The sequence below is a fragment of the Roseomonas sp. TF40 genome, assembly GCF_057219975.1.
The window spans coordinates 311,965-325,267 of record NZ_JBXVVR010000003.1 but is presented as its reverse complement, the minus strand read 5'-3'; the positions used below and the strand labels follow the sequence as shown (position 1 = coordinate 325,267).

Here is a 13,303-nt window from a genome sequence, read left to right as displayed (position 1 = left end):
CCGCCGCAAGGCTTGACGGATGTGGACCGAAGCCCCGCGCGTGATCGCGCCCGCCCTGCTCTCCCGCCTGCCTGACGCGCTGCGCAGGCCGCAGCGTTCCGCCTGGGGCGATGCGAATCGCGGCGGCGCGCCGGTCGATTCCTTCCTCGAGGGGCCGTGCTTCGACGCGGCGGGGAACCTCTTCTGCACCGACATCCCGCATGGCCGCATCTTCCGCGTGGCCGGGACGCATTGGGAGGCCATCGCCACCTATGAGGGCTGGCCGAACGGCCTGGCCGCGCGGGGCGATGACCTGCTGGTGGCGGATTACCGCCACGGGCTGCTCACCCTCGACCCGCGCAGCGGGGCCATGGCGCCGGTGCTGGAGACGGTGCTCTCCGAGGGGTTCAAGGGACTCAACGACCTGGTGTTGCACCCGGATGGCTCGGTGCTGTTCACCGACCAGGGACAGACCGGGCTGCAGGATCCCTCGGGCCGGGTCTATCGGCTGCATCCCGATGGGCGGCTCGACCGGCTGATCGGCAACGGGCCGAGCCCGAACGGGCTCGTGCTCAACCGCGGGGCGACGCATCTGCATGTGGCGATGACGCGCGCCTGCGAGGTCTGGCGCTTCGCGCTGCGCCCCGATGCGCTGGTGGCCAAGGCCAATCTGTTCTTCCGCACCCCGGCCGGGACCTCGGGGCCGGACGGCATGGCGATGGACGCGCATGACCGGCTCTTCGTCGCCAATCCGGGCCATGGGCAGGTCTGGGTGGTCGATCCGCACGGGGTGGCGACGCACCGCATCGACTGTACCGGCTTCGGGCGCATGCCCACCAACTGCGCCTTCGCCCCGGATGGGCGCACGCTGGTGATCACGGAGAGCCACTCCGGCAGCCTGCTCGCGGCCGATATCCCGCCGCCCTGAGCGAAGTTGTGCTTGACGGCGAAAACCCGCCCGGCGCAAACAGCACCTACAAATAGAACGACATTCTGTCTGACAGAACACGCTGAGGAAACCGCCATGGCCCTGCCCCGCCGCGCCCTGCTCGCCACCCCCGCCCTGCTGCTGGCCGCCCCGGCCCGCGCGCAGGAGCCCTGGCCGAGCCGGCCCATCCGCATGGTCCTGCCCTATGCCGCCGGGGGTGCGACGGATGTCATCGGCCGGCTGGTGGCGGACCGGCTCTCCCAGCGCCTGCCGCAGCGCGTGGTGATGGAGAACCGCACCGGCGCGGGCGGGGCGATCGGCAGTTCCTTCGTCGCGAAATCGGCCGGCGACGGCCACACCCTGCTGTTCCACAACATCGGCCATGCCGTGACCAAGGCGCTCTACCCGCAGCTGGACTACGACCCGGCGGCGGATCTGCGCGCCGTCACCATCGTGGCGGAAAGCCCGATGGTGCTGCTGGTGCCGCCCAACTCGCCCCACCGCACGCTGGCCGATCTGGTCGCCTTCGCCCGCGCCAACCCCGAGCGCCTGACCTATGGCAGCACCGGCGGCGGCGGGGCGCTGCAGCTTGTGGCGCTGCTCTTCCTGCGCGCGGCGGGGCTGAAGATGACCGAGGTGCCCTATCGCGGCGGCGCGCCCGCGGCGCTCGACCTCGCCGCCGGCACGCTCGACATGCTCTACGATGCCGGGCTGACCGGCTTCGCCCTGGCGCAGGGCGGCCGTGCCCGCGCACTCGCCGTCTCCGGCCCCGCGCGCAGCCCGGTGATGCCGGAGGTGCCGACCATGGCGGAGCTTGGCTTCCCCGACGCCACCTTCATGGTCTGGCAGGCCATCCTCGCCCCCGCCACCACCCCCGCGCCGCTGCTGGCCCGCATCCAGCAGGAGGTCGCGGCCGTGCTGGCCGAACCCGCCACGCGCACGCGGCTGCTGGAACTTGGCGCCGAGCGGCTGGTGGGCAACAGCCCGGCCGAGGCGCAGGAATTCATCGCCGCCGAGATGGCGAAATGGGCCGTGATCCTGCGCGAGGCCGGGGTGCGGGCCGGCTGATGAATGAGGGTGTCGCCGCCGTGGATCGCGCGCTCTCGATCCTCGGCGCCTTCCGGGAGGGCGAGGCCGCGCTCAGCCTCGCCGAACTCGCGGCCCGCACGGGGCTCTACAAGAGCACCATCCTGCGGCTGCTCGGCTCGCTGGAGAAATCGCGCTGCGCCGCGCGCCTGCCCGATGGGCGCTGGGCGCTCGGGCCGATGCTGTTCCGCTGGGGCGCGCTCTATGCCCGGGCGCAGCCGGTGGAGGCGCATCTGCCCGGGCTGCTGCAGAACCTCGCCCTCGCCACCGGGGAGACGGCCTCCTTCTGGGTGCGCCACGCGACGCACCGGCTGTGCCTGGCGCGCGTGCGCTCGCCGAGCCCGATCCGCGACGACCTCTCGGCCGGCGACCTGGTGGCCCTGCCGGAAGGCGCGGGCGGGCGGGTGCTGACGGCGGAGGACCCGCGCGCGCTCGGCGCCGTGGTGACGCTGGGCGAGCGCAATCCCGAGACGGCGGCGGTCGCCTGCGCCGTCTTCGGCCCCGGCGGCAGCCTCGCCGGGGCGCTCGGCGTCTCGGGCCCGCGGGCGCGAATTGCGCAAGCCGCGCCCGACCATCTTGCGGCCGTCGCCAAGGCGGCGTCCGATCTGTCACGACGCTTGGGTGGAGACCTCTAGGATGTTCGGCTTTGCCACGGCCCGCGACGTGCTGGTCAGCGAGGTGGGCCCGCGCGACGGCCTGCAGATGGTGGAGACGGTGGTACCCACCGCCACCAAGAAGCGCCTGATCGCGGCCCTGGCCGCCGCCGGTCTCGCAGAGATCGAGGTGGCGTCCTTCGTGCCCGCGCGCCTCGTGCCGCAGATGGCCGATGCGGCGGAGGTGACGCGCTATGCCGCCGGGCTGCAGGGGCTGAACGTGGCGGTGCTGGTGCCCAACCTGCGCGGCGCCGAATCGGCCGTCGCGGCGGGCGCGCACAAGGTCACGCTGACCCTCTCGGCCAGCGAGGCGCACAGCCAGGCCAATCTGCGCCGTTCGCGCGCCGAGCAGATCGAGGAAGCGCGCAACGTCGCCGTCTATCTGCGCTCGCGCGATGCGCAGACGCGCCCGAAGCTGGAAGGGGCGATCAGCACTGCCTTCGGCTGCTCCCTGCAGGGCGAGGTGCCGGTCGCCGATGTCGTGTCCATGGCCGTGCAACTGGCACAGATGGGCTGCGATTCGGTGGGGCTGTCGGACACCGCCGGCTATGCCAACCCCGCCCATCTGCGCCGCGTGCTGCGCGCCGTGCAGGCCGAGATCGGCGGGCTGTGCGACAGCCTGCACCTGCATGACACGATGGGCCTGGGGCTGGCCAATGTGACGGTCGGCGTGGAGGAGGGGATCCGGGTGTTCGACGGCGCGCTGGCGGGGCTGGGCGGGTGTCCCTTCGCGCCGGGCGCCTCGGGCAACATCGTGACGGAGGATCTGGTGTTCCTGCTGGAATCGCTCGGGCTGCGCACGGGGGTGGACCTGGACGCGCTGGTCGCCGCGCGGGCCATCCTGGCCGAGGCACTGCCCGAAGAGAGCCTGCATGGCGCCTTCGCCCGCGCCGGCCGGCCCACCGGCTGGCAGCCCGCCGGCGTGGGAGCCTATTGATGACGAGCCCCACGCCCCTCAGCGGCCTGCGCGTCGTCGAATTCACCCACATGGTCATGGGCCCGACAGCCGGCATGGTGCTGGCCGATCTCGGGGCCGAGGTGGTGAAGGTGGAACCCGCCCCCGCGGGGGATTCCACGCGCCACCTCACGGGTTCAGGCACCGGCTTCTACGCCGCCTTCGGGCGCGGCCGGCGCAGCCTCTGCGTCGACATGAAGAAGCCCGAGGGGCTCGCTTTGGTGCATCGGCTGGTCGCGAAGGCCGATGTGCTGATCGAGAATTTCCGGCCCGGCGCCATGGCCAAGCTCGGGCTCGGCTACGCACAGCTGGCGCAGATCAACCCGCGGCTCGTCTATTGCTCCTGCAAGGGCTTCCTGCCTGGCCCCTATGAGCACCGCACGGCGCTCGATGAGGTCGTGCAGATGATGGGCGGGCTTGCCTACATGACCGGGCTCGAGGGGCGGCCGCTGCGCGCGGGCTCCTCGGTGATCGACATCATGGGTGGGCTCTCCGCCGTCATCGGCATCCAGGCCGCCCTCGCCGAGCGCGCGCGCACCGGCAAGGGCGGCGAAATCCAGGCCGGGCTGTTCGAGACGGTGGCCCTGCTGATGGCGCAGCACATGGCCCAGACGGTGATCACCGGCGTGGCGCCCCCGCCCATGTCCACGCGCCTGCCGGCCTGGCCGGTCTATGACGTGTTCGAGACGGCCGATGGCGGGCAGGTCTTCGTGGGTGTGGTCACCGACACCTCCTGGCCCGCCTTCTGCGCCGCCTTCGGGCTGGAGGATCTGGCCGCCGACCCCACCCTCGCCACCAAGCAGCAGCGCGTGACCGAGCGCGCGCGCACCATCCCGCGCGTCGCGCAGGCCTTGCGCGCCTATACCAAGGCGGAGCTCATGGCGAAGTGCGAGGCGCTGGGCCTGCCCTTCGCGCCCATCGGCAAGCCGGCCGACCTGTTCGACGACGTGCACCTGAACGGCTCGGGCGGGTTGGTGCCCATGACCCTGCCCGATGGCCGCCCGATCAAGCTGCCGGCCCTGCCCGTCACGCTCGACGGGGCGCGCCCCGGCGGGGCGGGCGAGCTGCACGCGCCGGGCAGCGCGGGCGCGGCGCTGGCGGCGGAGCTGGGCTACAGCGAAGACGAGATCGCGGCCTTGCAGAAGGCGGGCGTGCTGGCGGGCTGAGACGCCGCCACCGCTTCGGCCGCGGAAGCGGCCGCGCGCGCAGAGGATGCTTCGCAACCCGCGCCACAGCGCGTCGGCGCGCAGCCAAGCGGCCGGAGGCCGCGCCCGGCGACTGAGGGCGCCGCTACCGGTGGATGAAGACCGGCACCCGCGCCTCGCGCAGCAGCACATGGGTGGCGCTGCCGAGCAGGCGGCGGCGCAGGCCGCCGACCTCGAAGGCCCCCAGCACCATCATGCGCACGCCCAAGGCCTCGGCCTGGGCCAGCAGCAGGTCCGCGGGCCGGTCGCCCAGCATCGCCAGCGGGGTGGCGGTGATGCCGTGGTGGCGCAGATAGGCGCAGCCCTCCTCCGCCAGGGCGAGCGCTTCCTCGCGCGTCGCGGCGGCACTCGCCACCTGCACGGGTGCGCCCTCGGCCAGGCCCATCAGCGCGAAAAGCTGAAGCGCCGCCATGATGGGGATGGACCCGTCATAGCCGACCAGGATCGGCCCATCGGCGCGGCCCGCCATCACCTCCGGCACCACCAGCAGCGGGCGCGCGCCATCCTTCAGCAGCGCCTCGATCACCGGGGCCACGCCATCATCGAGCTGCTCCAGCCCCAGCGTGCTGTCGCGGCCGATCACCACCAGATCATGCGTCGCCCCGGCCTTGAGCAAAGCGGGCTCCGGGGCGTCGGGCAGACGCAGCTCCGTATAGGGCGTGTCCGCCGCCGCGGCGGCGCAGGCGCCGAAGGCGGCGGCGGCCTCGGCATCGGCGCGCGCGGCCAGCGCCGCATCGCGCCGCGCCTTGAAGGCGGCCCCGCCAAGCGGCACCACCTCATGCTCGCTGTGCGTGTGGGGGTGATCGAGCACCACGGCCGCGCTCAGCGCCGCGCCATGCCGGCGCGCCAGCGCGAAGGCCAGGTCGCGCGCCGCATGGGCGCCGGGCGTGTCATCAAGGGCGACCAGGATCGAACGCAGCATCGGGAACTCCTCCGAAGGGCGAGTGTAGCCGCTCAGCGGCGCGGCGTCAGGGCCATGAAGCCCGCGCTGCACAGGATCAGCGCCACGGCGAAGGTCGCCAGCGCCGCCGCCACGCCACTCAGCCCCGCCATCACGCCCGAGCCCGCCTGCAGCAGCGCCGCGCCGAGGAAGAAGGAGACATTCATGGCCGAGAGCGCGCGCCCCGCCTGCTCGGGCGGCACGGCGGCGCGGACGATGGAGAAACCCAGCACCTGGAAGGAGATGACCAGCCCGAAGGCCGAGAGCATCAGCGTGTCCCACCAGATCGGCAGCGCCCCGAAGGGCCCCGCTGGCCCGCCGGCGATCACCGCGAGAATCAACGTGGCGGCGAGCAGATGGCTGCCGGCCAGCAGCACCGGCGCACGCCCGACGCGCCGGAGCACCAGCCCGGCCAGGGCAGGGCCGGCCGCGAGCGCGAAGGTGCAGGCGAGCAGCACATTGCCCGCCGCGATGCGATCAAGCCCCTTCACCTCCATCAGCCAGGGCCCGCCCCAGAGCCCGCGCAGCCCGAGCACCGAAGCGAAGGAGGCCAGGGCCAGCACCATCACGCCGCGCATGGCGGGCAGGAAGGCGATGCGCACCAGCTCGCGCGCATCCTGCATCGGGCTGCGCGCGGGGCGCGATTCGGGCCGGTCATTCGGCACCAGGAGCAGGACGGCGGGAATGGCGATGGCGGCGATGGCGGCGCAGGCCAGGTAGCCCGCGCGCCAATCCACCGCCTCGATCAGCGCGGCGAGGGGGCTGGCGGAGAGCAGCATGCCGGTATTGCCCACCGCCTGGATCACGCCCGACCAGACCGCGAAGCGCGCGGTGGACAGGCCGCGCGCGGCGAAGGTGATGGGGCACATCAGCATGCCCGAGCAGCCAGCCCCCAGCACCGCCTGCGCCAGCAGCATCGACCATGGCCCGCTCGCCAGCGCACCGAGCACCGCGCCGCTGCCCGCGACGATCAGCAGGCCGAGCGAAACCCGCTTCACCCCGTAGCGATCGAGCGCCACGCCCACGGGAATCATCACCGCGGCGAAGGCGAAGGGAAAGACGCCGGTGAGCTGCGCGAGCATATCGGCGGAGATGCCCAGGTCGCGCGTCAGCACATCCACCGCGATCGCCGGGATGGTGCGCACGGCGTTGGAGAAGATGTGGCCGAGGCACAGCACGAGAATCGCGATCGTGACGCCCCGGGCGGAGGCGGTCACGCTCAATTCCTGAAGATCTTCCCCGGATTCAGGATGCCCTTCGGGTCGAGCGCCACTTTCAGGCTGCGCATCACATCCATCGCCCCCGTGCCGTGCTCCTGTTCCAGGAACTCCCGCTTGCCGAGCCCGATGCCGTGCTCGCCCGAACAGGTGCCGCCCAGCGCCAGGCCGCGCGCGACGATGCGCTTGTCCATGTCCCAGGCGCGCTCGAGCCCCTGCGGATCATTGGGGTCGTAGAGCACCATCTGGTGGAAATTGCCGTCGCCGACATGGCCCACGATGCAGGTGGTGTGGCCCAGCGCGCGGGCTTCCTCCTTCGCGCCGACGATCGCCTCGGCGAGGCGTGAGATGGGAACGCAGACATCAGTGGTCAGCGCCTTGTGCCCCGGCTTCCAGGCGACGCCGGCCCAGTAGGAATCATGCCGCGCCTTCCACAGTTTTGCGCGTTCCGCCGGATCGGTCGCCCACCGAAAACCCTCCGCGCCATGCTCGGCGGTGATGGCTTCCACCAGTTCGGCCTGTTCCTTCACGCCGGCCTCCGTGCCGTGGAATTCCAGGAACAGCGTGGTGGTGCGCGAAAACCCTTCGAGCTTCGAGAAGGCGATGGCGGCTTCCATCATGTCCTCGTCCAGCAACTCGATCCGCGCCACCGGCACGCCGATCTGCATCACCTGGATCACGCTCTCCACCGCCGCGCCCAGCGAAGGAAATTGCACCACCGCGCTGCTCATCGCCTCGGGGATGCCGTGCAGGCGGAGCCGGATCTTCGTGACGATGCCGAGCGTGCCCTCCGAGCCGACGAAGAGCCGCGTCAAATCATAGCCGTTGGAGGCCTTGCGCGTGCGCCCGCCGGTGGTGATGACGCGCCCATCGGCCAGCACGACCTCCAGCCCCAGCGTGTTCTCGCGGATCGTGCCATAGCGCACCGCATTGGTGCCCGAGGCGCGCGTGGCGACCATGCCGCCCAGCGTGCAATGGCTGCCCGGATCGACCGGGAAGAACAGCCCCTTGTCGCGCAGGAATTCGTTCAACTGCTGGCGCGTCACGCCCGGCTCGATCAGGACATCCATGTCCTGCTCATTGAGTTCGAGAATCGCCGTCATGCGCGAGAGGTCGAGGCTGATGCCCGCGCGCACCGGATTCACATGCCCCTCCAGCGAGGTGCCGGCGCCGAAGGGCACCAGGGGCACGCCGTGCTGGTGGCAGAGTGCGGCGATGCGCGCGACCTCCGCGGTGGTTTCCACGAAGGCGACGGCATCGGGCAGGGTCGGCGCGGAACTGTCCTCGCCACGGCTGTGCTGCTCGCGGATGGCGGCGTTGGTGGTCATGCGCTCGCCGAGGAAGTCCCGGGCCGCGGCGATCACGGCATCCACGGGGCGGGCTGCGATGGTGTTCATGGCGTCTTTTCCTCGCGCACCAGCGGACAGGTCAGGCAATGCGGCCCGCCGCCGCCGGCGGTGAACAGGGACAAGTCGGGGTCGAGCACGTCGAGCCCCTCGGCACGCAGCGCGGCGTTGAGATCGGTGCTCGCGCGGGCCGAGATCACGCGGTCCCCGCCCAGGGCGAGGATGTTGCAACCCAATTGCATCACCTGGCGGTAGGGCACGGGAATGCAACGGATGCGATGACCCGTGAGCCAGGCCAGGAAATCGGGCTCCAGCACGTCGAGGCACGCCACGGCCAGGCCCGGGGCAGCCATGCAGAAGAGCAGGTCGAAATGCAGGAAATGCTCGTCGAAGGGCTCGATCCGGCATTCCCAGCCTTCGGCGCGCAGCCACCGCGCGAGTTGCTCCGCCCCGGCGGCGTCGGTGCGCCCGCCGCTCATGCCGATGACGGCGAGGCCAGGGCGGATGAGGTGCACATCGCCGCCTTCCAGCGTGCCGGCATCGCCCATGCGCCAGAAATCGCTGCCCTGCGCGGCGTGCCAGGCGATGGCGCGGGCCTGCTCGCCGCGCCGCTGCGGGCGTTCGAGCTGGCCGAGCAGCGGGCCCCAGGGCGTGACCACCACCGGGTCGCGCGTATAGGCCATGTAGGGCAGGTGCGCGGCGGGCGGCTGGGCGTGCACGCGCACGCCAGCCTGCTCGAGCGCGGCCACCAACTCGTCATGCTGGGCGGCGAGGTCCGTCGGCGCGGGCATCCCATGGCTCGCCAGGGTGCGGCGCGCGACGGCGTTGGTGGGAATCCAGCGGTAATGCTCGGGCGGGCAGACCAGCACCTCGGTCAGGCGGCCGGTCTCGCTGGCGACTTGGAAGCGGGGCATGGCGGACAAGGTGCCTTGGGCAGGGTTGCGCGACAAGCACGCCCAAAGGGAGGCAGGGGCGCGTTGACGCTCCGCAAGGTGGGGCCTAGCGTCGGTCATACGACAACTGACGTCGCATGAGAGCGTGAGGAAACCAGATCCAATGGCAAATGGCGTGAAGGCGGCCTGGGCGGCCGGGAAACCTGTGGTCAATGGGTGGCTCGCCATCCCCTCCGGCTTCACCGCCGAGGTCATGGCGCAGGCGGGCTGGGACAGCCTGACCGTGGACATCCAGCACGGCGTGCAGGACTACATGTCCATGGTCGCCTGCTTCCAGGGCATGCAGCCGCATGGCGTGACACCCATGGTGCGCGTGCCGTGGAACGAGCCCGGGATCATCGGCAAGGTGCTGGATGGCGGGGCGAAGGGCGTGATCTGCCCGATGGTGAACACCGAGGCCGAGGCCCGCGCCCTGGTCTCCGCCTGCCGCTACCCGCCGCATGGCACCCGCAGCTTCGGCCCGATCCGCAGCGGCATCTACGGCGCGGCCGGCGACACGGCGGCGGCGAATGAGGATGTGCTGGTCATCCCGATGATCGAGACCAAGACCGCGGTCGAGAACCTCGAGGCGATCGTTGCCGTGCCGGGCGTGGACGCGATCTATATCGGCCCCTCGGACCTCTCGCTCAGCTACGGCATGAAGCCGCTGCAGGACCGGCAGGAGCCGGAATTCCTGGCGATCCTGGATCACATCCGCAACACGGCCCAGAAGGCCGGCGTGAAGGTGGGCATCCACACCATGACGGGTGCCTATTCGAAGCAGATGTTCGAGCGCGGCTTCAACCTGGCCACCATCATGAACGACAGCGGGTTGATGCTGACCGCCGCCCGCGCCCAGGTCGCCATCGCCAAGGGCTGAACGCCACCACAAGGAGAGCGCCCGGCGATGGACAAGGACGAACTGACACGCTGGGCGCTCGCCAATGGCTGGCAGATGATCGCCGGCATGCCGAGCCTGACCAAGCCGCGCGCGCCGAAAGAGGCCATCGTGCGGCTGGTCTTCAAGGCGACGGTGGTGAATGTCGAGGTGAAGAAGCCGGCCGGGAAGTGGGAGAAGGTCTCGGGTGCGGCCTATGGCGCCGTGCAGACGGACCCCGATACCGGCCTGCCGATCGGCCTCGGCCTCGACAGCATCACCGGCTTCACCATGCTCATGCAGGCCAATCGCGATGCGATGGTGTTTTCGCGCATGGGCGGAGGGTAGCCGCCTCCCGTCCCAGGGTGCATAGGGGGCGCCGCTTTTCGCAAATTGGAGTTGTTCCCGGATGAAGCCCGCCGAGATCCTGCGCGTTCAGACCTATCTCCAGCGCCTGCTGGGGTCGGACAAGGTGCGCCTGGTCGCCCCGCCCCGCGCCGGGCTGACGGTGGAGGTCGCGGTGGATGGCGAGGTGATCGGCACGGTGCATCGCGACGATGAGGAGGGCGAGGTCTCCTACGCCGTCACGCTGACGGTGCTGGAGGAAGACCTGCCCCCCGCCGACGCCCCGCCCCCGCCGGCCGCGCGCGGCCGTCGCTGAGCGCAGGCTTTAATCGGGCGCCCCGATGGGCCATCTGAAGGTCATGGATCGTCGTCGCCTGCTGCTGCTGCCCCTGGGGCTTGTCGCCACTGTGCCGGCGCTGGCCCAGCCCGCGCCACGCCCGCCCGCCCCTGCCCCGGCCGCCATCGACCGGGCGGCGGTGCAGCGGGTGGAGGCCTATCTCAACGCCATGCGCACGCTCCGCGCGCGCTTCCTGCAGATCGGCCAGAACGGCGCCTCGGCCGAGGGCGTGGCCTGGATCAGCCGGCCGGGCCGCATGCGCTTCGACTATGACCCGCCGGAGCCGATCCTGCTGGTCGCCTCGGGTGGGCAGGTGATGATGCTGGACCGGCAGCTCGGCCAGCCCAACATCGTCCCGGCCGCCTCCACCCCGCTCGGCCTGCTGCTGCGCGACGAGATCCGCCTCTCCGGCGACATCACCGTGACCGCGACCGAGCGATCGGGCGGGTTGCTGCGAATCGCGCTCTCCCGCACCGGCCAGCCGGCGGAGGGGCGCCTGACGCTGGTCTTCGACGAGAACCCGATGCAGCTGCGCCAATGGGCGGTGCTGGATGCGCAGGGGCGGCAGACCACGGTGACGCTCTCGGCCATCGACACCAGCGTGCGGCCCGACAACCGCATCTTCGACTTCAACGACCCGCGCTTCCTGGAAGCCGAGGGGATCCGCCGGTAAAGGCGCGGGCCAGCAGAGAGACTACTGCCCGCCGGCCTGCAGCACATTGCCCTGGCTGGTGCCCTGAACCGTGCGCAGCGCGCGGCGCAGCTTGGCGATGCCGGTGCGGGTATGGCCCGTGTCACACAGCCGCACGCCCTCGGCGGCCAGGGTCTGCACGCTGGGCTGGCTGGCGCCCGGCTGGCTGGACAGCCGTGCGGCGAGGAGCCCGCAATACTCTGCCGTGTCGGTGGTCACCCGGATCGGCTGTTCGGCAAGGGTTGCCTCGGCCAACAGGGGGGTGGCGAGCAGAGGCACGATCAGCAGGCGGGCAAGGCGCATCCCCGGACCATGCACCGGGGCAGTGATCGCCGCCGTGTCCATACCATGAATGTCAGGTCATTCGGCGAAATCACACACTCGGCAGGCGCAACGTCACCGCCAGCCCCGGCGGGTCGCGCCCGGCCACGGCGTCCCGGAACCCGGCCTCCCCGCCATGCAGCGCCGCCACCGCCCGCACCAGGGAAAGGCCCAGCCCCGATCCCGGCGTGCTGCGCGCCGCATCGGCGCGGAAGAAGCGCTCGCCCACCCGCTCGCGATCCGCGGCGGTAAGGCCCGGCCCGTCATCCGCCACGGTGATGGTGATGAAGCCGCCCGCACTGTCCGCGGAAAGCCGCACGCTGCCCCCCGAGGGGGTGAATTTCAGCGCATTGTCCAACAGGTTCGCCACCGCCTGCAGCAGCAGGTCCCGGTCCCCGACCAGGGGCAGGCTCTCGGGCACGTCAACCAGCAGCGCTTGCCCCCCGACCTCGGCCGAGGCCTCATAGAGTTCCGCTGCATCGCGCAAGGCGGGGGCGAGGTCGAGCGGCGCGAAGGCGGCGCGGCGCGAGCCCGCCTCCACCTCCGCGATGCGCAGCACCGCCTTGAAGATGCGCGCGATGTTGTCGAGATCGGCTATCCCCTGCTCCACCGCCGCGCGCAGGGCTTCCTCGTCCTGCGCCGAGACCAGCGCCTCTTCCAGCTTGGCGCGGGCGCGGGCGATGGGGGTGCGCAGATCATGCGCGATGGCGTCGGAGACGCCGCGCACGCCCTCCATCAACTGCGCGATGCGGTCGAGCATGGCGTTCATCGTCCCGCCCAGGCGGTCGAACTCGTCCTTGCGGTCGGAGAGCGGGACGCGGCGCGTGAGGTCCCCCGCACCGATCGCCGCCGCCGTGCCATAGACCGGGCGCAGCCGGTGCTCGAGCGCGCGGCGCAGCATCCAGGCCCCGAGCAGCGCGATGGCGGCGGAGGAGGACGCCGCCCAGGCGATGCCCTCCGACAGCAGGGCGCGCAGCCGCAGCTTCTCCGCCACGTCGCGCCCGACGAGCAGGATCGCGCTGCCGCCGAGGTCGATGCGCAGCAGCCGCGCCTCGCTCGCCGCGCCGTCGCGCAGCAGGGGCATGCGGATCCAGGGCTGGTCAGAGGCCGCCTCGGCCGGCCAGGCGTCGAGGTTGCCGGCCAGCAGCTTCCCCGCCGGATCGACCAGCAGATAGAGCGACTCGTTCTGCACATCGAGCGCGAGCCGGTCCTCGATCGCCGCCACCACCGCGGGCACGCCGTCATTGCGGTGGCGCTCGACCAGGGCGACGCCATCCGCACGGATCGCGGCATCCACCTGCCGGTCGAGCGCGCCGGCGGTGTTCCACCACAGCACCACCGCGGCCGCGGTGGCGGCGGTGGCGAAAAGCGCGGTGAAGAGCAGTGCGAATCGGCCCGAGGCGCTTCGCAACAGGCCGATCAGCGGCGGCTCCGACCCCGGCGGCGTCATGCCGAGCGGCGGTGCGGGCGGGGGGGACACGGCCTGCGGCC

At 71.7% G+C, this 13,303-nt stretch carries 15 protein-coding genes; 9 read left to right on the top strand and 6 right to left on the bottom strand.

From position 1 onward, the window contains the following. Nucleotides 1-19: 19 nt before the first annotated feature. The 5 genes from AC2D9U_RS11455 (at nucleotide 20) to AC2D9U_RS11435 (ending at nucleotide 4,767) form a co-directional block, all read left to right on the top strand. Nucleotides 20-907, top strand: coding sequence for an SMP-30/gluconolactonase/LRE family protein (locus AC2D9U_RS11455; protein ID WP_484748999.1), 888 nt, complete (start codon nucleotides 20-22; stop codon nucleotides 905-907). 96 nt (nucleotides 908-1,003) lie between these two features. After that, nucleotides 1,004-1,975, top strand: a complete 972-nt coding sequence (locus AC2D9U_RS11450) for a Bug family tripartite tricarboxylate transporter substrate binding protein (RefSeq protein ID WP_484748997.1) — start codon at nucleotides 1,004-1,006, stop codon at nucleotides 1,973-1,975. After that, the gene (locus tag AC2D9U_RS11445; protein ID WP_484748994.1) at nucleotides 1,975-2,628 is read left to right on the top strand and encodes an IclR family transcriptional regulator; all 654 of its coding nucleotides are present in this window, start codon (nucleotides 1,975-1,977) and stop codon (nucleotides 2,626-2,628) included. The genes AC2D9U_RS11450 and AC2D9U_RS11445 overlap by 1 nt, the downstream gene beginning before the upstream one ends. A 1-nt stretch (nucleotide 2,629) precedes the next feature. After that, complete coding sequence (locus AC2D9U_RS11440; RefSeq protein ID WP_484748990.1) at nucleotides 2,630-3,583, top strand: hydroxymethylglutaryl-CoA lyase; 954 nt, start codon at nucleotides 2,630-2,632, stop codon at nucleotides 3,581-3,583. After that, a complete protein-coding gene (locus AC2D9U_RS11435) occupies nucleotides 3,583-4,767 on the top strand; it encodes a CaiB/BaiF CoA transferase family protein (protein WP_484748989.1) in 1,185 nt (394 codons plus the stop codon). Before AC2D9U_RS11440 ends, AC2D9U_RS11435 begins: the two co-directional genes overlap by 1 nt. Before the next feature lie 124 nt (nucleotides 4,768-4,891). Here the strand turns inward: AC2D9U_RS11435 and AC2D9U_RS11430 are convergent, their stop codons facing one another. From AC2D9U_RS11430 to AC2D9U_RS11415, 4 genes are read right to left on the bottom strand one after another with little or no spacing between them, the layout of a single operon-like run. Continuing rightward, on the bottom strand, nucleotides 4,892-5,728 hold the full coding sequence (locus AC2D9U_RS11430) for a universal stress protein (RefSeq protein WP_484748987.1): 837 nt from the start codon (nucleotides 5,726-5,728) through the stop codon (nucleotides 4,892-4,894). A gap of 32 nt (nucleotides 5,729-5,760) precedes the next feature. Further along, entirely contained in the window at nucleotides 5,761-6,963 is a 1,203-nt protein-coding gene (locus AC2D9U_RS11425; protein WP_484748984.1) for an MFS transporter, read from the bottom strand. 2 nt (nucleotides 6,964-6,965) lie between these two features. After that, nucleotides 6,966-8,360 carry an FAD-binding oxidoreductase gene (locus AC2D9U_RS11420; RefSeq protein ID WP_484748980.1) on the bottom strand — a complete coding sequence of 465 codons (1,395 nt, stop codon included), beginning with the start codon at nucleotides 8,358-8,360 and terminating at the stop codon, nucleotides 6,966-6,968. Next, entirely contained in the window at nucleotides 8,357-9,223 is an 867-nt protein-coding gene (locus AC2D9U_RS11415) for a dimethylarginine dimethylaminohydrolase family protein (RefSeq protein WP_484748977.1), read from the bottom strand. Before AC2D9U_RS11415 ends, AC2D9U_RS11420 begins: the two co-directional genes overlap by 4 nt. Before the next feature lie 142 nt (nucleotides 9,224-9,365). Here AC2D9U_RS11415 and AC2D9U_RS11410 point away from each other — a divergent pair, with 142 nt between their 5' ends. The 4 genes from AC2D9U_RS11410 to AC2D9U_RS11395 all read left to right on the top strand — a co-directional run bounded on the left by AC2D9U_RS11410 (nucleotide 9,366) and on the right by AC2D9U_RS11395 (nucleotide 11,473). Beyond that, complete coding sequence (locus AC2D9U_RS11410; protein ID WP_484748975.1) at nucleotides 9,366-10,121, top strand: HpcH/HpaI aldolase family protein; 756 nt, start codon at nucleotides 9,366-9,368, stop codon at nucleotides 10,119-10,121. Nucleotides 10,122-10,148: 27 nt separating this feature from the next. Then, nucleotides 10,149-10,466 carry a hypothetical protein gene (locus tag AC2D9U_RS11405; RefSeq protein ID WP_484748973.1) on the top strand — a complete coding sequence of 106 codons (318 nt, stop codon included), beginning with the start codon at nucleotides 10,149-10,151 and terminating at the stop codon, nucleotides 10,464-10,466. A 61-nt stretch (nucleotides 10,467-10,527) separates the two neighbouring features. Then, nucleotides 10,528-10,779, top strand: coding sequence for a DUF3126 family protein (locus tag AC2D9U_RS11400; RefSeq protein ID WP_484748972.1), 252 nt, complete (start codon nucleotides 10,528-10,530; stop codon nucleotides 10,777-10,779). A 43-nt stretch (nucleotides 10,780-10,822) separates the two neighbouring features. Further along, nucleotides 10,823-11,473, top strand: a complete 651-nt coding sequence (locus AC2D9U_RS11395) for a LolA family protein (protein WP_484748970.1) — start codon at nucleotides 10,823-10,825, stop codon at nucleotides 11,471-11,473. A 21-nt stretch (nucleotides 11,474-11,494) separates the two neighbouring features. On the opposite strand, the gene AC2D9U_RS11390 is transcribed toward AC2D9U_RS11395, so the two are convergent. Both AC2D9U_RS11390 and AC2D9U_RS11385 read right to left on the bottom strand, forming a co-directional pair. Beyond that, nucleotides 11,495-11,794: a hypothetical protein gene (locus AC2D9U_RS11390; protein ID WP_484748969.1), complete on the bottom strand. Its 300-nt coding sequence runs from the start codon at nucleotides 11,792-11,794 to the stop codon at nucleotides 11,495-11,497. A 70-nt stretch (nucleotides 11,795-11,864) separates the two neighbouring features. After that, nucleotides 11,865-13,292 carry a sensor histidine kinase gene (locus AC2D9U_RS11385; protein WP_484748968.1) on the bottom strand — a complete coding sequence of 476 codons (1,428 nt, stop codon included), beginning with the start codon at nucleotides 13,290-13,292 and terminating at the stop codon, nucleotides 11,865-11,867. Nucleotides 13,293-13,303 lie beyond the last annotated feature (11 nt).